Origin of the sequence: Streptomyces sp. SLBN-118 (genome assembly GCF_006715635.1) — a bacterium.
Lineage (GTDB): Bacteria > Actinomycetota > Actinomycetes > Streptomycetales > Streptomycetaceae > Streptomyces.
The window spans coordinates 1,211,040-1,229,862 of sequence record NZ_VFNP01000001.1 but is presented as its reverse complement, the minus strand read 5'-3'; the positions used below and the strand labels follow the sequence as shown (position 1 = coordinate 1,229,862).

14 protein-coding genes are annotated in these 18,823 nt (G+C 69.4%); 3 read left to right on the top strand and 11 right to left on the bottom strand.

The features are described 5' to 3' along the window. Positions 1-56 precede the first annotated feature (56 nt). Positions 57-2,231 carry a 3-hydroxyacyl-CoA dehydrogenase NAD-binding domain-containing protein gene (locus tag FBY35_RS05645; RefSeq protein ID WP_142212725.1) on the top strand — a complete coding sequence of 725 codons (2,175 nt, stop codon included), beginning with the start codon at positions 57-59 and terminating at the stop codon, positions 2,229-2,231. A 42-nt stretch (positions 2,232-2,273) separates the two neighbouring features. Here the strand turns inward: FBY35_RS05645 and FBY35_RS05640 are convergent, their stop codons facing one another. The 5 genes from FBY35_RS05640 to sph all read right to left on the bottom strand — a co-directional run bounded on the left by FBY35_RS05640 (position 2,274) and on the right by sph (position 7,274). Beyond that, on the bottom strand, positions 2,274-3,005 hold the full coding sequence (locus FBY35_RS05640; protein ID WP_142212724.1) for a MerR family transcriptional regulator: 732 nt from the start codon (positions 3,003-3,005) through the stop codon (positions 2,274-2,276). 93 nt (positions 3,006-3,098) lie between these two features. Then, on the bottom strand, positions 3,099-3,989 hold the full coding sequence (locus tag FBY35_RS05635) for a DMT family transporter (RefSeq protein WP_142212723.1): 891 nt from the start codon (positions 3,987-3,989) through the stop codon (positions 3,099-3,101). Between the two features lie 98 nt (positions 3,990-4,087). Beyond that, complete coding sequence (locus tag FBY35_RS05630; RefSeq protein ID WP_142212722.1) at positions 4,088-5,155, bottom strand: S1 family peptidase; 1,068 nt, start codon at positions 5,153-5,155, stop codon at positions 4,088-4,090. 142 nt (positions 5,156-5,297) lie between these two features. Next, positions 5,298-6,218, bottom strand: coding sequence for a cation diffusion facilitator family transporter (locus tag FBY35_RS05625; RefSeq protein ID WP_142212721.1), 921 nt, complete (start codon positions 6,216-6,218; stop codon positions 5,298-5,300). Between the two features lie 78 nt (positions 6,219-6,296). After that, positions 6,297-7,274 carry a sphingomyelin phosphodiesterase gene (gene sph, locus FBY35_RS05620; protein WP_399208235.1) on the bottom strand — a complete coding sequence of 326 codons (978 nt, stop codon included), beginning with the start codon at positions 7,272-7,274 and terminating at the stop codon, positions 6,297-6,299. 169 nt (positions 7,275-7,443) lie between these two features. On the opposite strand from sph, the gene FBY35_RS05615 reads away from it, so the two are divergent. Then, entirely contained in the window at positions 7,444-8,349 is a 906-nt protein-coding gene (locus FBY35_RS05615) for an oxygenase MpaB family protein (protein ID WP_142212719.1), read from the top strand. On the opposite strand, the gene FBY35_RS05610 is transcribed toward FBY35_RS05615, so the two are convergent. The 4 genes from FBY35_RS05610 to FBY35_RS05595 form a co-directional block, all read right to left on the bottom strand. Further along, entirely contained in the window at positions 8,291-9,688 is a 1,398-nt protein-coding gene (locus FBY35_RS05610; protein WP_142212718.1) for a GH1 family beta-glucosidase, read from the bottom strand. The two genes, FBY35_RS05615 and FBY35_RS05610, sit on opposite strands and share 59 nt — an antisense overlap. A 48-nt stretch (positions 9,689-9,736) precedes the next feature. Further along, positions 9,737-10,645: a carbohydrate ABC transporter permease gene (locus FBY35_RS05605; RefSeq protein ID WP_142212717.1), complete on the bottom strand. Its 909-nt coding sequence runs from the start codon at positions 10,643-10,645 to the stop codon at positions 9,737-9,739. After that, positions 10,642-11,598 (bottom strand): carbohydrate ABC transporter permease, encoded by a 957-nt coding sequence (locus FBY35_RS05600; protein WP_142212716.1) that lies wholly within the window; start codon positions 11,596-11,598, stop codon positions 10,642-10,644. Before FBY35_RS05600 ends, FBY35_RS05605 begins: the two co-directional genes overlap by 4 nt. Positions 11,599-11,695: 97 nt before the next feature. Continuing rightward, positions 11,696-13,000, bottom strand: coding sequence for an ABC transporter substrate-binding protein (locus FBY35_RS05595; protein WP_142212715.1), 1,305 nt, complete (start codon positions 12,998-13,000; stop codon positions 11,696-11,698). 239 nt (positions 13,001-13,239) lie between these two features. Between FBY35_RS05595 and FBY35_RS05590 the strand changes: the two genes are divergently transcribed. Further along, complete coding sequence (locus FBY35_RS05590) at positions 13,240-16,035, top strand: glycosyl hydrolase (protein WP_142212714.1); 2,796 nt, start codon at positions 13,240-13,242, stop codon at positions 16,033-16,035. Between the two features lie 30 nt (positions 16,036-16,065). On the opposite strand, the gene FBY35_RS05585 is transcribed toward FBY35_RS05590, so the two are convergent. Together FBY35_RS05585 and FBY35_RS05580 are read right to left on the bottom strand one after the other, a co-directional pair. After that, positions 16,066-17,106: a LacI family DNA-binding transcriptional regulator gene (locus FBY35_RS05585; protein ID WP_142212713.1), complete on the bottom strand. Its 1,041-nt coding sequence runs from the start codon at positions 17,104-17,106 to the stop codon at positions 16,066-16,068. A gap of 141 nt (positions 17,107-17,247) precedes the next feature. After that, complete coding sequence (locus FBY35_RS05580) at positions 17,248-18,747, bottom strand: M1 family metallopeptidase (protein WP_142212712.1); 1,500 nt, start codon at positions 18,745-18,747, stop codon at positions 17,248-17,250. Positions 18,748-18,823: the final 76 nt, after the last annotated feature.

Below are 18,823 nucleotides of genomic sequence, written 5' to 3'. Positions count from 1 at the left end.
CGTCGCAGCGCGACGGGTCCGTGCGCGTCCTCACCACACCCTCAGGAGACTTCGCAATGACCGAGAGCACCACCATCCGCTGGGAGCAGGACGAGACGGGGATCGTCACCCTCGTCCTCGACGACCCCAACCAGTCCGCGAACACCATGAACCAGGCCTTCAGGGCCTCGATCGCGGCGATCGCCGACCGGGCCGAGGCCGAGAAGGACTCGATCCGCGGCATCATCTACACCTCCGCCAAGAAGACCTTCTTCGCCGGCGGTGACCTCAAGGACATGATCAAGGTCGGTCCCGAGCAGGCCCAGCAGGCATTCGACACCGGTACGGCCATCAAGAACTCCCTGCGCCGGATCGAGACCCTCGGCAAGCCGGTCGTCGCGGCGATCAACGGCGCGGCGCTGGGCGGCGGTTACGAGATCGCGCTCGCCAGCCACCACCGCGTCGCGCTCGACGCACCCGGCTCCAAGATCGGCCTGCCCGAGGTCACGCTCGGACTGCTCCCGGCGGGCGGCGGAGTCACCCGTACCGTGCGGCTGATGGGCATCGCCGACGCCCTGCTGAAGGTGCTCCTGCAGGGCACGCAGTACTCGCCGCAGCGCGCCCTGGAAAACGGGCTCGTCCACGAAGTCGCCGCCACGACCGAGGAGATGCTCGCCAAGGCGCGCGCCTTCATCGACGCCAACCCCGAATCCCAGCAGCCCTGGGACGTCAAGGGCTACAAGATCCCCGGCGGAACCCCCTCCAACCCCCGCTTCGCGGCGAACCTCCCGGCCTTCCCGGCCAACCTCAAGAAGCAGACGGCGGGCGCCCCGTACCCGGCGCCGCGCAACATCCTCGCCGCGGCCGTCGAGGGCTCCCAGGTCGACTTCGAGACCGCGCTGACCATCGAGGCCCGGTACTTCACCGAGCTGGTCACCGGGCAGATCTCCAAGAACATGATCCAGGCCTTCTTCTTCGACCTCCAGGCCGTCAACTCCGGCGCCAACCGCCCGGGGGGCATCGAGCCGCGGCCGGTTCGCAAGGTCGCCGTCCTCGGCGCCGGGATGATGGGCGCGGGCATCGCGTACAGCTGCGCCCGTGCGGGCATCGACGTGGTCCTCAAGGACGTGACGGGCGAGGCGGCTCAGAAGGGCAAGGCGTACTCCGAGAAGCTGCTCGACAAGGCGCTATCCCGGGGCCGTACCACGGAGGCCAAGCGGGACGCCCTGCTCGCCCGGATCACGCCGACGGCCGACCCCGCCGATCTCGCGGGCTGCGACGCCGTGATCGAGGCGGTGTTCGAGGACACCGCACTCAAGCACAAGGTGTTCCAGGAGATCCAGGACGTCATCGAGCCGGACGCGCTGCTCTGCTCCAACACCTCGACGCTGCCCATCACCGTGCTCGCCGAGGGTGTCTCGCGGCCCGCCGACTTCATCGGTCTGCACTTTTTCTCGCCCGTCGACAAGATGCCGCTGGTCGAGATCATCAAGGGCGAGCGCACCGGCGACGAGGCGCTTGCCCGCGCCTTCGACCTGGTCCGCCAGATCAACAAGACCCCGATCGTGGTCAACGACTCACGCGGCTTCTTCACCTCGCGTGTGATCGGCCAGTTCATCAACGAAGGCGTTGCGATGGTCGGCGAGGGCGTCGACCCCGTGTCGGTCGAGCAGGCCGCGGCACAGGCCGGTTACCCCGCCAAGGTGCTCTCGCTGATGGACGAGCTGACGCTGACCCTGCCACGCAAGATCCGCAACGAGACCAGGCGCGCGGTCGAGGAGACGGGCGGCACGTGGGCCGGGCACCCGGCGGACGCGGTGATCGACCGGATGGTCGACGAGTTCGGGCGTACCGGCCGCAGCGGCGGGGCGGGCTTCTACGAGTACGGGCAGGACGGCAAGCGGGCCGGACTGTGGCCGGGCCTGCGCGAGCACTTCGCGAAGCCGGACGTCGATGTCCCCTTCACCGACATGAAGGAGCGGATGCTGTTCTCCGAAGCGCTGGACTCGGTCCGCTGCCTGGAGGAGGACGTGCTGACGTCGGTCGCCGACGCCAACATCGGCTCGATCATGGGCATCGGCTTCCCGGCGTGGACGGGCGGTGTGCTGCAGTACATCAACGGCTACGAGGGCGGGCTGCCCGGCTTCGTGGCGCGCGCCCGTGAACTCGCCGAGCGCTACGGCGAGCGGTTCGAGCCGCCCGCGCTGCTCGTCGAGAAGGCGGAGCGCGGCGAGGTCTTCACCGACGCGTGACGCCTGACGCCCGACGCGTGACGCCTGGTGTCCGGGCCGCGTTCAGCCCTCCTGACGGAACGCGGCCCGCAACTCCTCCTTCAACGACCGCTGGAAGGCGGTGACCAGCGCCTGCACGACCATCGGCTGCATATGGGCGGACAGCGACTTCATCGCGGCCACATGCTCGGGGTCCGACTCCCGCTCCCGGTAAGGGTTCCACACCTCGTCGCGGAACAGCCGGGTGAGCTCGTGCGCGGCCGAGCGGGTGTGCTCCAGCAGGACGGTACGGGCGGCGAGGATCGTCTCGTGCGCGATGGGCACGTCGAGCAACTGCACCCCGAGCCGCAACAGCCCCGGGTCGAGCCGGTAGCCGCCCCCGGCGGCCTCGCGCTCCAGGACGCCCATCGCAGCGAGCCGGTCGATGTCCTCCTCGCCGAGCGACCGCCCCGCGCGGCGCTCCAGCTCGCCGCGGCTGGCCTCCTCGGCCGAGTCCGGCGCCCAGGAGGCCACCAGGGCACGGTGGATGGCGAGATCGTGCGCGCTCAGATCCGGCGGCAGCTGCTCCAGATAGCGCTCGATCGCGGCGAGCGTCATGCCCTGGTGCTGAAGCTCCTCGATCAGGGCGAGCCGGGACAGATGCCCGGGCCCGTAGTGCCCGACGCGCCGCGCCCCGATGACCGGCGGCGGCAGCAGTCCGCGCGTGCTGTAGAAGCGAATGGTCCGCACCGTCACCCCGGCCCGCGCGGCCAGCTCGTCGACGGTGAGCGTCGGCTCCTCGGTCTCGGTCGCCATGGTCTGCCTCGCCTCTCCTGGGCATCCGTCCGGTGCAACAGTATTGCTGTCTCACCATTGTTGTGAAAGGCGCCGTACAGCGAAGACCGATTGTCATTGGCCGTCAACCGGATGCCGTATCGGACGCAGGGCTCCCAGGTACACACCCGTAAGGATCAGCGGCGCGCCCAGCAGGAGTCCCGCGGTCAGGGGTTCGTCGTCGAGCCAGGCCGACAGGACGATCGTGATCAACGGGATGATCACGAACACATACGCGGCCCGCGACGCGCTCCAGCGCTGGATCACGACCAGGTAGAGGACAAAGGTCAGCACTGAGCCACCGATCACCAGATAGCCCAGCGCCCACCAGGTAGTGGCGCGCTCCGGCAGGGTCCAGTGGTCGCGGGCGACGAGAGATCCGGCGAAGAGCACCACCGCGGCCGCCGTCATGCCCAAGGCGTTCATGGTCACCGGGTGGACCGCCGGGAGGCGGCGCACCAGGACCGCCGCCTGGGCGAGGCAGAGAACACTGCCGAGCAGCGCCAGCAGATAGCCCGGCGGTACCGAGTTCTGCAGGGGCGCGCGGGAGGCCAGTGCGACTCCCGCGACCGCGAAGAGGGTGCCCACCACGGCCGAGGTCCGGAACCGCTCCTGGTGCTGGGCCACGGCCAGCAGAAGGGTCACGAGCGGCACCAGGGCCAGGATCGTCTGGCCGAGACCGGCGTGGATACGGACGAGCGCGTGGTAGGCCAGCCCGAAGGTCACCGCGAAGTTCAGCACGCCGAAGAGCAGGGTTCCGGCCAGCGCCCGCCCGCGTGGCAGGGGCAGCCGGCGCAGAACCATGATCGCGAGCAGCACCACCGCGGCGGCGCCGAAGCGCACCGCCGCTCCCCACAGCGGGTCCAGCTCGCGGTTGCTGAACCTGACGCCGACGGCGTTGCCACCCGCGAGGAGGGAGCATCCGGCGAAGGAGGCGAGAGCCACACGGTCCTGGGGGCGGCGCATCGGACCACCGTAGGCCGGGGTGGCGCGCCCGCCCCCGCGGCGCGGCGGCACGACGGCGTGCCCACGCCCGTGGGCACGCCGTCGCCGCGCGTCGTGCGTCAGTACACGTGCACTCCGTACGCGCTGAGCGCTTCCCGCACCGGCTGGAAGATCGCCGAGCCGTTGGTGCCGGAGCAGCCGGCGCTGCCCGAGTGGATGCCCAGGGCCACGTTGCCGGCGAAGTGCGCGCCGCCGCTGTCGCCGGCGGCCGAACACGCCGTGGTGCGGACCATTTGGTAGACGGTCCCCTCGGGGTAGTGCACCGTGACGTTCACCGCGGTGACCCGCCCGGTGGTCACATGGGTGGTCGAGCCGCTCTTCCTGATGTACTGGCCGACGATGGCATCGGCCGAGGACGCGATGTCCTGGTACGAGCCGTTGTACAGGTCGACCCTCCCGTAGGGCTGCCCGCTGGCCGAGTAGCGGACGATGCCGTAGTCGTTGGTCGGGAAGCTCGTGCCTACGCGGGTGCCGATGGACGGTCCGCCGGGCCACGCCGCCCACCTGTAGGCCTGGTTGGTGCAGTGGCCTGCCGTCAGGAAGTAGCGGGCCGTGCCGCCGCCGGCCACGTTGAAGGCGGCCGAGCAGCGGTAGCCCCCGCCGTAGATCGCGTCGCCGCCGTCCACCTCCTTCTTGAAGACGCCCGGCACGCGCTGGACGCGCACGGCCTCGCCGAGTCCCGCGGCCACCTTCCGCAGCTGGGTCATGGAGGCCACGGAGACGGACGCGTCGGCCTCGACGGCGACCTGGTTCCTGGAGGGGTCGATGCCCCACGAGGTGCCGGTGATGTTCGCCTGGGTGTCGAGGGTGTTCATGACGGTCTTGAGCTGTGCGGTGCTGCGCTCGACGAGCTTGGGGCGGGCGCCGGCGGCTGTCACCGCTTCGGCCGCGGCCGAATCGGTGACGGTGACGACCAGTTCGCCTGTCGCGGGGTCGAGATACGACCCGGCGCTGTTGTCGTCGTCGAGTTCGCGTTCGAGGTTGGTGTTGACGGCGTACTGGCTGGCGGAGGCTGTGACGCCCGGTGTGGGTTCCGAGGCGGCGCCGGCGGTGCCCGAGCCCAGGCCGACGGCGGGCAGGGAGATAAGGACGGAAAGGAAGATGCGCGCGCGGAGCGTGCGTCTCATGGGGGCTTCTCCTTCGTACGAGTCCGCTGTGGGGGAGTGCCCAGGAGTGATGCGGAGTGGAGCAGTCCGGAGCCCGATTTGGCATGGCCCTGTCATGCGCGCACGGGTGTGGGAATGCTGGAGCACCCTCCTGGCAAGACGGTCAGGGATGGATCTGCACGGTGGCCGTGCTCAGCCGCCGGACCCCGTTGATCAGGGCGTGCTCGGCGGCCAACGCCACTTTATGCGCCTGCATCACCGTCAGCGCGGGGTCGACAACGATCGAGGTCTCCGCCCGCAGCCCGTGCCCGAGCCAGCGCATACGCACGTCCCCCACGGCCAGTACGCCCTCGACATGGGACAACGCGTGCTCGGCCGCGTCGATCAGCGCCGGGTCGACCGCGTCCATCAGCCGGTGCCAGACCTCACGGGCCGCACCCCGCAGCACCAGGGCGATTGCCCCGGTGATCGCCAGCCCGGTCACCGGATCGGCCCACCGCCATCCGAGTGCAGATCCGCCCGCGCCCAGCAGTACGGCCAGAGAGGTGAACCCGTCGCTGCGGGCGTGCAGTCCGTCGGCCACGAGCGCGGCCGAACCGATCCTGCGGCCGGTCCGGATGCGGGCCCGCGCCACCCACTCGTTGCCGGCGAAGCCGACCAGCGCGCCCCCGGCCACCGCGGTCAGATGACTGACCTCCTGCGGCTCGAACAGCCGTCGCAGCGCCTCGTATCCGGCGAAGAGGGCGGACGCGGCGATCACCAGCACGACGAAGACGCCCGCCAGATCCTCGGCTCGCCCGAAGCCGTAGGTGTAGCGGCGCGTGGCCGCCCGCCTGCCGAGGAGAAAGGCCAGGGCGAGCGGCAGCGCGGTGAGTGCGTCGGCCGCGTTGTGGACGGTGTCGCCCAGCAGTGCCACCGAGCCGGAAGCGGCCGCGATCACCGCCTGGACGGCGGTCGTCGCGGCCAGCACACCGAAGGAGAAGCAGAGCGTGCGCAGCCCCAGCGCCGACCCTTCGAGGGCCGCGTCGATCCGGTCGTGCGCAGAGTGATGGTGGTGACCATGGACGTGTCCGTACCCCGTCATGGTCACCACCGTGACACATCAACTACCTTGCAGCCACTGTCGAAAAGCGGCCTCTGACCAGCTGCGAAGGGCTCGCGACTACTGGCCGGACGCGATCACGGGGTAATGGTCGCTGAGATTGGTGTACGTGTACGTCCTGCCCCAGCTGGAGACCGACCATGGCGCGCTCTGCTCCTTGATCACCTCATTGGACCAGCCGGCGGGCTTCGCGTGCCCGGCGCGGTGCAGGACGTAGTCGAGGTCCTCGCGCGGGTCGTCCGGGTACCGGTAGTTCGCGATCGAGTTCTGCTCGGTGTCGAAGGAGTACGGGTGCCCGGTGCGGGCGTCCGCTGCCGTGAGCCCGGCGTCGGCGAGCATCGTGCTGTACTCCGGCGTCCGCGAGTCGACATTGAAGTCGCCCGCGACCATGACCTGTTCGGACGCGGGGATGTTCTTGCCGTCGAGGAAGGCGTCGATCGCCCTGAACTGGCGGCTGCGCATCTGCGCCGCCTCGCCCGCGCCGCAGCCCGGGTCGGTGGACTGCGCGTGCGTGCCAACGACATGGACCTTCGTGCCGTTCACATTCAGCACGACATACACGAAGCCCTTGTTGGACCACCAGTCGGCACCGCAGGCGTCCTTGTAGACGTACTGCTCCTTGCGGACGACGGGCCACTTGCTGAGGATCGCGACACCGCCGTCCTCGGGCGTGACAGCCGAGTACGAACCGCCCGTCGCGTCCCAGCCGTCCTTGCTCCGCCCCATCACCGGCGTCTGGTACGGGTACTGGTCTGCGGCCTTCTGCTTGAGCGCGTCCGACGAGGAGTTGTCGAAGGCCTCCTGGACCACGACGACGTCCTTGCCCTGGAAGAACGGGGCCGCGGTTATCGCGGCGGCCCGGTGGTCCTGGCCCCAGTTGGGGTACAGCGTCTTGCTGAAGAGGAAGGTGTTGTACGTCAGCACCTTCAGCGGCGGGGTCACCGCCGTCTCGGCGGCGGAAGCCGCCGGAGCCGTCCCGGTCAGGACGGCGGCGGCGAGTGCGGTGGACAGCGCTGCGCCAGGGATACGGCGGAGCATGGAGTGTGGCACAGGAACTCCCGATTCAGGTGGGGGGTAGGACCGGCGCCGCACATCAAATCAGCCAGAGTTACCTCCTGGTAATGACCAGGTGCCCACTTTCTTTCCGCAGCCGCACGATCACACCAACTCCAGCACGCCCGACCCCCTAAAAGTTACGATGGTGGACATGACCGGGGCCGTGGCAGATCCCCTCCCGCCGCCGCCCGGCGGAGTGCTGTGGTCCGTCGTCGGCGACATCCGCGAGCTGCTCATGCTGCCCGCCGCCCTGGCTCTACAGGTCGCCCACCCGGCCGTCGCCGCGGGCGTCGACGAGTACTCCGTCTTCCGCAGCGACCCCTGGGGCCGCGGCGAGCGCTCCCTGCGCTCGCTCCAGCTGTGGGTGTACGGAGGCGAGGCGGCGGCCGAAGAGGGGCGCAGGCTCCGCGAGCTCCACCGGCCGATCCGGGGCACCGACTCCCGCGGTCGCCCGTATCAGGCGCTGGATCCCGAGTGCTACTCCTGGGTCCACGCCACCGGCTTCCCCGTCTTCCAGCACGCGCTGCGCCATCTGGCGCGCCCGCTCACCGAGGCGCAGGAGCGGCAGCTGTACGCCGAGTGGCTCCAGGTCGGTCGGATCCTCGGCATCGAGGAGCGGGAGATGCCGCGGACGGTCGAGGAGTTCTGGCCGTACTTCCGGGGGAGGCTCACCGAGGAGGTGGAGGAGACGGCCGTCGTCCGCGAACTGACAGCCCTCGACGTGACCTTGCCGCCGCCCGACCGCGGGCCGCTGCCCGTCAGGGCGCTGCTCGCGATGCTCTGGCCGATGCTGCTCCCCTCCTTCGTCCGCTTCCGCCGCTTCCTCACCATCGGGCTGATGCCGCCCGAGGCGCGCGACGCGATCGGTCTGCAGTGGACCGTGGAGCAGGAGCGGGCCCTGCGCAGATTCGCCCGGGTCGTACGGGTGGTGGTTCCCGTACTCCCCGAGCGACTGCGCTACCTCCCGTTCGCGCGCCAGGCGCGGCGGTCCGCCGGGCTCAGCCGGTCAGTCCGCCGCGTGCGATCACATCCGCGTACCAGCGGGCGCTGTCCTTGAACGTACGGCGCTGGGTCGCGAAGTCGACATGCACGATGCCGAACCGCTTGCTGTAGCCGTACGCCCACTCGAAGTTGTCGAGCAGCGACCACAGGAAGTAGCCGCGCACATCCGCGCCGTCGGCGATCGCCCGGTGCGCGGCGGCGAGATGGGTGCGCACATACTCCACCCGCTCCGGGTCGTGGACGTCGCCGGACGGGTCGGCGTAATCGTCGTACGCGGCGCCGTTCTCGGTGATCAAGAGCGGCACACCCGGCAGATCGTCCCGCAGGCGGATCAGAAGCTCGTACAGACCCTCGGCGTCCACCGGCCAGTCCATCGCCGTGCGCGGGCCCGGCGCCGGGAGGAAGCGCACATGCTCCTCGGCGCCGGCCCACGGCGAGGGAGCCTCCGAGGTGCCGGCGCCCACGACCGTGGGGGAGTAGTAGTTGATGCCCAGGGAGTCGATCGGCGTGGAGACGACCTCAAGATCGCCGTCCTGGACGAAGGACCAGTCGGTCACCGCGGCCGTGTCGCGGACCAGATCCTCCGGAAGGCGGCCATGGAACACCGGGTCGAGGAAGATCCGGTTGGCGACGGCGTCGATACGGCGGGCGGCGTCCTGGTCGGCCTCCGAGCCGGTGAGCGGACGTACCGCGTGCAGGTTGAGCGTCAGCGAGATCTCGGAGCCGGAGGGTGACGCGCGCAGCGCCTGCGCCGCCCAGCCGTGCGCGAGATTGAAGTGGTGGGCGGCTCGCAGCGAGGCGCTCGCGCTGGTGCGCCCGGGTGCGTGGACCCCGGAGCCGTAGCCGAGAAAGGCCGCACACCACGGCTCGTTCAGTGTGGTCCAGGTCGCCACACGGTCGCCGATCGCCTCTGCCACGATCCTGGCGTAGTCGCCGAACCGCTGCGCGGTCTCGCGCTGCGGCCAGCCGCCCGCGTCCTCCAACTCCTGCGGCAGATCCCAGTGGTAGAGGGTGGCGACCGGGCGGATGCCCGCGTCCCGCAGCTCGTCGGTGAGCCGCCGGTAGAAGTCCAGGCCCTTCTGGACGGCGGGACCGTGCCCGGTCGGCTGGACCCGTGGCCAGGCGACGGAGAACCGGTAGTCGGTGACGCCGAGTTGCTTCATCAGCGCGACGTCCTCGCGCATGCGGTGGTAGTGGTCGGCGGCGATGTCGCCGGTGTCACCGTTGCGCACCCTGCCGGGCGTGCGGCTGAAGGTGTCCCAGATCGAGGCGGTACGGCCGTCCTCCGCGGCGGCGCCCTCGATCTGGTAGGCGGCGGTGGCGGTGCCCCAGCGGAAACCCGCCGGGAAGCGGAGCTCCGTCGTCGTGCCGGGGCGTGCGTCGAGTGCGGTCATGAGGAAAGAACTCCCGGAAAGTGAGATGGCGGTGGAGCAAGAGAGTGGTCAGCCCTTGACGGCGCCCTGCATGATGCCGCCGACGATCTGCCGGCCGAGCAGGCCGAAGACGAGCAGCACGGGGAGCGTGCCCAGCAGGGTGCCGGCCATGATCACGGACTGGTCGTGGACATAGCCGCCGCCGAGCTGGCGCAGCGCGACCTGTACGGTCGGCTCCTGCGAGGAGAGCGCCACGATCGGCCAGAAGAAGTCGTTCCACGCGGCCATGAAGGTCAGCATCCCCAGCACCGCCATACCAGGCCTGGCGATGGGCACCACGATCGACCAGAAGATCCGGGCGGTCGACGCGCCGTCGACCCGGGCCGCTTCGATCAGCTCGTCCGGCAGCGACTGCACCAGGTACTGCCGCATGAAGAACACCCCGAATGCGGAGACAAGGCCCGGCAGGATCACGGCCTGCAACTGGTTCACCCACTGCAGCTTGGCGATGAGCATGAACAGCGGGATCACACCGAGCTGCGGCGGAATCATCATCGTGCCGACCGTGACAGCGAGCAGTGCGCCGCGGCCGCGGAAGCGCAGTTTGGCGAAGGCGAATCCGGCGAGCGTGCAGCACAGCACCGTGCCCACGGTGATCGAGCCGGCGACGATGAAGGAGTTCAGCAGCGCCTTGCCGATATCGGCCTCCTCCGTCACCGCCTCGAAGTTGCGGAACAGATTCGACCCCGGCAGCAGCGTCGGAGGCACCTTCGCGAGATCGGCGTTGGAGCGGCTGGCGGCGACAATCGTCCAGTAGAACGGGAACGCCGAGATCAGCACGGCGAGGATCAGCATCGCGTACGCGAGCCTGCCGCCCTGCATCGTGCGCCCTGCCCGGTTCCTCCTGCCGCGCGGGGACCGCGCGGGCCGGGCGCCCCCGGCGGGCGGCTTTGCCGGCGGGGCGGCGAGCGCGGTCATCGGCCGGCCTCCTTGATCGAACGGCGGCGCGCGATCAGGGCGTTGACCCCCACGAGCACCAGGATCAGCAGGAACATCACCCACGCGATGGCGGCGGCGCGGCCCAGATGGAAGAAGCCCCAGCCCTGCTCGTACATGTACAGACCGAGCGTCTGGTACTGGTGCGAGATACCGCCGGAGATGGAGCCCTCGAACAGCAGCGGCTCACCGAACAGCTGGGTCGCGCCGATCGTCGAGACGACGACCGTGAACAGGATCGTGGGACGCAGGCCCGGCAGGGTCACATGGAAGAACTGCCGCCAGCGCGAGGCGCCGTCCATCGCGGCGGCCTCGTACAGCTCGCTCGGGATGGACTGCATGCCCGCCAGATAGATCAGCGCGTTGTAGCCGGTCCAGCGCCAGATCACGATGGTCGAGACGGCGATCTGCGAGGAGACCGTGCCCGCCTGCCAGTCCACCGGGTCGAAGCCGACCAGGGACAGGACGTAGTTGATGAGCCCGAAGTCGCGGCCGAAGAGCTGCGCGAAGACCAGGGTCGCGGCGGCGACGCTCGTCGCGTACGGCAGCAGCATGGCCGTGCGCAGAAAAGTCCGGCCGCGCAGCCGGTAGTTGAGCAGATGGGCCAGACCCAGTGCCATCACCAGCTGCGGGACGGTGGAGAGCACTCCGATGGTGAAGGTGTTGCGCAGCGCGGTCCAGAAGATCTCGTCGCCGAAGAGCGCGGTGTAGTTGCCGAGGCCCCGCCACTCCATCCGGCCGGGCGTCTGCAGCTCGACCCGGTAGAGCGAGACGAAGGCCGTGTAGATCAGCGGGAAGAGACCGAAGGCGGCGAAGAGCGTGAAGAACGGGGCGATATAGGCGTACGGCGAGAGCGTGCGCCAGGTCCTGAGCGCGGCCGACGGCCGGGCCCCGGGACTGGGGGTCACCGGATGTGCGGTGGCGGTGAGGGTCACGGTGCGGCCCTTCAATGAGTAGTTGCAGACGTGGAACCGAAAGGCCGGCCCGGCCGGGTGCCGAGGACCGGCCTTTCGGAGTCGGGGCACCAGGAGGTCAGCCGGTCGCGTTCTCCACGTTCTTCTTCGCGGTTGACCAGGCCTTGTCGGGCGACGTGCCCTTGCGCTCGACCTCGCTCAGCGCGTTGGTGATCTGGTCGGCGACGTTCTTGTCGTGGACCCCGAGGACCTGGACCGGTGCGGCCTTGGCGGCGTCGCCGAAGATCTGGCCGATCGGTGCGTTCGAGAAGTACGGGTCCCTGGCGGCCGCGACCTTGGCGATGGCACCGGTCGAGGAGGGGAAGTTGCCCTGCTTGGTGAAGAGCCTGGCCTGCTGCTCGGCTGCGGTGAGCCATTGGATCAGCTCGTACGCCTCCTTCTTGTGCTCGGCCGCGCGCGGGATCGAGAGATACGAGCCGCCCCAGTTGCCCGCCCCGGCGGGCAGCTTGGCGACGTCCCACTTGCCCTTGCCGGCGTCGCCGGCCTGGCCTCTGATGTAGCCGAGCATCCAGGCGGGGCAGGGCATGGTGGCGAAGGAGCCCGCGGAGAAGGCCTGGTTCCACTGGGGTGACCACTGGTCGAGCTTGGCGCTCAGTCCTGCCTGCGCGGCCTCGGTGGAAGCATCCCAGGCGGCCTTGATCGCCGGGTTGTTCTCGTAGATCAGCTTTCCGGAGGCGTCGTAGTACCGCTCCTTCTGCTGGCCGACCATGATCGCGTACAGGCTGCCGACGCTGTCCACCCAGGCACTCTTGGCCGGGGCCTTCTTCTTGTACTCCTTGCCGAGCGCCAGATAGCCGTCCCAGGTGGACCATTTTGCAGCCAGCTGCGTGCGGTCGGTGGGCAGTCCGGCCTGCTTGAAGAGGTCGGTGCGGTAGCACATGGCCTCGGGGCCGACATCGGTGCCCAGCCCCAGGATCTGGCCCTCCTTGCCGGTCGCCGCGGACCACTTGGCCTCGGCGAACTGGTCCTTGAGCTTGTCGGCGCCGTACTTCTTCAGATCCTCGAACTTGTCGGCCTGCTGCTGGGTGACGGCGGCGATCCGGCCCACCTCGATGCCCTGCACATCTGCGAGGCCGCCACCGCCCGCGAGCCGGGTCTGCAGCGACTTCCAGTAGTCCTGCTCGTCCTCGGTGTCGCTCTGCTTGATCTTGATGTTCGGGTGGAGCTTCTCGTACTCCGCGTACAGCCCGGCCTCCTTGTAACCGAAGGATCCGAACAGGTCGACGGTGAGCGTGACCTTGCCGCCCGCGCTGTCGGAGGATCCACCGGTCGAGCCGGATCCACACGCGGTGAGCAGTGCCCCGGCGAGCGCGACCGCACCCAGGCGGACGGTGGCCCTTTTGGCGGCTCGGGCGATGGGCATGGGAAGCCTCCCTTGGCTTCGGTGGAGCGAGAACGCGTTGAGAGCGCTCTCAAAGTTGCGCCTGGAGCGTGCCCCGGAGGCGGTGGCCCCGTCAAGTCCCGAACGCATAACGGATTGGGCCCTCTGTCAACTCCCGCCTGTGTCCTGCCTATTGACAGCTCTGTTTCAGGAGTTTTACGTTCCTGACATCTGAGAGCGCTCTCAGTCACCCTCCCCTTGATGACTTCGAGGTGCCGTCCATGCCAGCCATCCGCACCGGACCAGCTGCCGCGCTGGTCCTGGTCACCGCCCTGGCCGCCTTCGGTCTGGGCCCGGCCGCCTCCCCGGCGGCGGCCGCAACCGTCCCCGTAGGCTCAGGCAGCTACTCCGACACCCGCCCCGCCGGTACGTCAGGACCGACCACCAACACCGGTGCGCCGGTCACCCCCAAGGTCACCCCCGCAGCCAAGGACAAGCCGGTACCCACCAACGACTGGTGGTCCTCGCTCGCCTTCCAGCGCTACGGCGACAACCCGTACTCCACCCCCATGTACGGCCACCCGCTCACCTACCAGGCCACCGCCGGCGGACTCGACATCGGCTATCCGACAACCCCGGCGATCGTCGGCGGCGGCCGCCAGTACGAGTACGCACACACGCGGGACCTCACGCTCGGTCTCACCGGCCTCAACTCGCCCGACACCAGGGCCGACGACTGGTCCGACTGGACCGTGACCCCCTACTGGTCGGACGGCACTCGCACCCTGCGCACGACCATCGGCCACGGCCTGCCGTTCGTATACGCCAAGGGCACCGGCGCCAACGCCCAGATCACCACCGCCGCCGCACCCGCGGTCTTCGCCGACCAGGGCAATGTCCTCGGCATCACCGTCGCCGGCCACCACTACGCGCTGTTCGCCCCCACGGGCAGCGACTGGACCGTCTCCGGCTCCACGATCACCGCGGGCCTCGGCGACAAGGACTACTTCTCGCTCGCCGTGCTGCCCTCCACCGACGCGCTCGCGACGTACAAGAAGTACGCCTACAGCTTCGTCACCGGATCCAAGGCCACCTGGAGCTACACCGGCGGCACCGTCCAGGCAACCTACAGCCTGACCACCGAGGCCAAGGAGGGCACCGAGCGCGGAACGCTCCAGGCCCTCTACCGCCACCAGTGGCTGCACACGGCCGACCCGCTCACCCCGTACACCTACGTCTCGCCGCGCGGCACCATGAAGGTCCGCGAAGCGGACTCCTTCACCACCAGCCAGAAGGCGTCGGCGGTCCTGCCCGGCCTGCCGAAGACCAGCGCCGTCGACCAGGCCCGGCTGAAGGGCTATCTGGACCAGGTCGCGAACGACCCCAACCCGTTCAAGAACTACACCGACACCTACTGGACCGGAAAGGTGCTCGGGCAGCTCGCCCAGCTTGTGCCGCTCGCCGACCAGATCGGTGAGACCGCGACCCGCGACAAGCTCATCGGCCTGATGAAGGGCAAGCTCCAGGACTGGTTCACCGCCGGGGGCGCGAACGAGTTCTCGTACGACAAGGAATGGAAGACGCTCACCGGCTACCCGGCCTCGTACGGCAGCGACACCGAGCTCAACGACCACCACTTCCACTACGGCTACTACGTCCACTCGGCCGCGGTCGTCGCCCAGTACGACCCGGCCTGGGCCGCCGACTCCGCCTGGGGCGGCATGGTGAAGACCCTGGTTCGGGACGCGGTCAACCCCAGCCGCACCGACGCTGCCTTCCCCTTCCTGCGCGGCTTCGATGTGTACGCGGGCCACAGCTGGGCCTCCGGGCACCAGGGCTTCGCCGCGGGCAACAACCAGGAGTCGTCATCGGAGTCAACCAACCTCAGCGCGGGCCTTGTGCTGTGGGGATCGGCAACCGGCGACGACACGCTGCGCGACCTCGGCACGTATCTCCTCACCACCGAGTCCGAAGCGATCGCCCAGTACTGGTTCGACGCCGACGAGCAGGTCTTCCCGTCCTCCTTCGGCCATGACACGGCCGGCATGGTGTGGGGCAGCGGCGCGGCGTACGCCACCTGGTGGACCGCCAACCCCGAGGAGATCCACGGCATCAACGCCCTTCCGGTGACGGGTGGTTCACTCCATCTGGGCGGCGACAAGACCGCGATCCGCCGCAATATCGCCGAAATGGAACGGGAGAACGGCGGCCCGGCCGTCGAATGGCGCGACATCCTCTGGGAGTTCCAGTCGTTCGCCGACCCGGCGACCGCCAAGGCCAAGTGGGATGCGGACAACGCCGGTTACACCCCCGAGCAGGGCGAGTCCAAGGCGCACACCTACCACTGGATCACGACACTGGACACGCTCGGCGCACCCGACGCGACGGTGACCGGGGACATCCCGAGCTCCGCCGTGTTCACCAAGGGCACCGTGCGGACCTACGCCGCGCACAACTACGGCGCCACGGCCCTCACGGTGACCTTCTCCGACGGCAAGACGCTCTCCGTCCCTGCGCGCTCGACCGCGACGGGCACGGGCACCGGGGGAGGCGACCCGGACCCGGACCCGGACCCGGATCCCGACCCCGAGCCGCCGACGGGCAATACCTTCCAGCTCCGTACGGGAGGAGTGCTCACGACCGCGACGGACGGCACGGCGGGCAGTGACACGATCGCCTCGGCGGGCGGCGCAAACTACGACGGCACTCCGCACCAGCCGCTCGTCTACGAGATCAGGAACGTCAACGGCACCCTCACCCCGGGTGCGGCGACCGCGTTCCGCCTCCAGCTGGACGCGGACAGCACGGTCGGCCTCGGCCAGCAGGCCCGTATCAGCTACGACTTCACGGGCGACGGCAGCTTCGACCGGGCGGAGACCTATCAGTACTTCGCGACTGATCCGGTCACCGGCTGGGAGGAGTACGCGCAGTCACGGGGGCTGAAGGCGGCGACTGGAAGCCTCGGCAACCTGAGCGGCGGCACCGTACGTCTTGAGGTGTGGAGCGCCATCGGCAACGGCCCGTCCAGGCTCCAGACCGGTACGGGCACGTCCGTATTGGTGATCCCCTACAGCTGACCATACTGTGTGCGGCGGGTCCCAGGTCGCTCAGGCCGAGGCCCGCCGCACCAGTGTCGTCGGGGTGATCACGGAAGTGGGGGCGCCGGAGCCCGGCTCGCCCTCGTTCAGCAGGCGCATCAGCAGCCGGACCATCAACCGGCCCATTCCCTCAATGTCCTGACGGATCGTCGTCAGCGGAGGATCGGTCGACTCGACTACCGAGGCCATGTCGTCGAAACCGACCAGCGCCACATCCTCCGGCACGCGCCGTCCCCGCTCACGCAGCGTCCGCAGGGCACCCGACGCCATCAGATCGTTGGCGGCGAAGACGGCGTCCAGCTCGGGCCGACGGTCGAGGAGCTCGGCCATCGCCCGGGCGCCGCTCTCCGCGGTGAAGTCGCCCTGGCAGACAAGGCCGGGATCCGCGTCCAGCAGAACGTCGCGGTAGCCGTCGATCCGGTCCGTCGCGGAGGTCTGGTCGCGCGGGCCCGCGATGTGCGCGATCCGCTCGCGGCCGAGGGAGACGAGATACCGCACGGCCTCACGTGCGCCCCCGCGGTTGTCGCAGTCCACATACGGGACGGCGGACTCGGCGGCAGCGCCCGGCCAGCCCGGGCGGCCGCCGAACACGGTCGGGACCTTCACCCGGCTGATGATGGAGGGCAGTTCGTCGTCGTTGTGCAGCGAGAAGGCCAGCGCGCCGTCGACGTGGCCTCCGCCGAGATAGCGGTCGATCCGGTCGTAGTCCCCGGGACCTTCCACCCACAGCAGCACCAGCTGGGAGTCGTGCGCCGCCAGCTCACGGCTGATTCCGCGCACCTGCTGCTCGAAAAAGGGGTCCGAGAAGATGCGGAACTCCGGCTCGGCGATGATCACCGCGACCGCGCCGTTGCGCCGGGTGACCAGGGTGCGGGCCGCGTGATTCGGTACGTAACCGAGCTCCTCGACCGCCTGGCGCACCTTGTCGACCAGCGGCGGCCTGACTCCCGCTCCGCCGTTGACGACCCGCGATGCCGTGGCCCGTGAGACACCCGCGCGGGCGGCGACGGCTTCAAGAGTGGGGCGTGACCCAGTGGTCTGCTCGGGCAAGGCGGGCGCTCCTCGTCTGCGTCATTTCAGCCGCGTGGGACATTCAGGATATCGGGTCCCGGCGGCGGCTGAGAGCGCTCCCACCCTAGCCGAGCAGCGCCGCCGCCCCGGCTCGGGACAGCGGCGCCGCAGGTGGGCACCTCAGTGGTGGTCGTGATCGTGGACCGAGTTCGTCGCGGCGATCTTCCTCCACGACGCGGGCCGGGTGGGCTTCACGTCCGCCCGCGCGATGCGCGCCCCGGCCGCGGCCGGGGCGCCCGGCTTCGACGGCTGGTAGAGCCAGGTGTCGAAGAACCCGGCCAGCGGCTTGCCGGAGATCTTCTCGGCGAACTTCACGAAGTCGCCGACCTTGGCGTTGCCGTAGGCGTGCTCGGCCGGCCAGCCCTTGAGGATCGCGAAGAAGTCCTTGTCGCCGACCTCGCTGCGCAGCGCCTGCAGCGCCAGCGCACCCCGGTCGTACACGGCGATGTCGAACTGCTTGTCCGCGCCCGGGTCGCCCGGCCTGACCGTCCAGAAGGCATCGTCGGCCGGGTGCTGTGCGTAGACCCAGTCCGCGAGCTGCTGCGCGGTGCCCTCGCCTTCCTTCTCCGACCACAGCCACTGGCTGTACCGGGCAAAGCCCTCGTTGACCCAGATGTCCTTCCAGCCGTCGACGGAGACGCTGTCGCCGTACCACTGGTGGGCCAGCTCATGGACGACGACGGAGGCATTGGCGCCGTTCGCGAACTGTCGCGGGCTGTAGAACGGGCGGGTCTGCGTCTCCAGCGCGTAGCCGCTCTTCACGTTCGGGACATAGCCGCCGAGCGCATTGAAGAGGTACGGACCGAAAACCCCGGTCAGCCACTCGGCGACCTCCCCGGTCCGCTCGACGCTCGCACGTGCCGCCCCCGCGTTGTCGCCCAGATCCTTGCTGTACGCGTTGAGGATCGGCAGTCCGTCGGCCGTCTTGTCGGTCGTGATGTCGAACTTCCCGACGGCGAGCGTGGCCAGATACGACGCCTGCGGCTTGTTGGAGCGCCAGTTGTAGCGGGTCCACCCGAGCTTAGAACTCTGCGACTGCAGCACGCCGTTGCTGATGGCCTGGGTGCCGTCCGGCACCGAGACGGAGACGTCGTACGTGGCCTTGTCCAGAGGATGGTCATTGCTCGGGAACCACCACACGGCCGAGTCCGGCTCCTGAGCCGCGACGCCGCCGTCCGGGGCGCGGTGCCATGCGGTGTATCCGCCGATGCTCAGCTCGGAGGGCTTGCCCGCGTAACGGACCACCACTGAGACATGACTGTCCTTCTCCAGCGGGGCGGCGGGGGTGATGACCAGCTCCGACTCGCCCTCCTTGGAGAAGGCAGCCTTCTTGCCGTTGACCCTGACCTCGTTCACCTTCAGACCGAAGTCGAGGTTGAAGCGGCTCAGATTCTGCTTCGTCGTGGCGAGGATCGTCGCCGTACCCTTCAGCAGATCGGTCGTGGGCTGGTACGTGAGCCTCAGGTCGTAGTGGGATACGTCGTATCCGCCGTTTCCGCTGGCCGGGTAGTAGGGGTCGCCGATGCCCGGTGCGCCCGGCTCGAAGTCGGCGGCCGATGCCGGGATCGCCAGCACAAGAGAGGCCGCGAGCGCGCTCGGGACGATGAGTCTGCGGTGCACGGATGCTCCAAGTCGTGGGGGGTGGTGATCGATTGGAGCCTATGCAGACCCGAGCCCGCAGTCAGGAGCGAAGCTC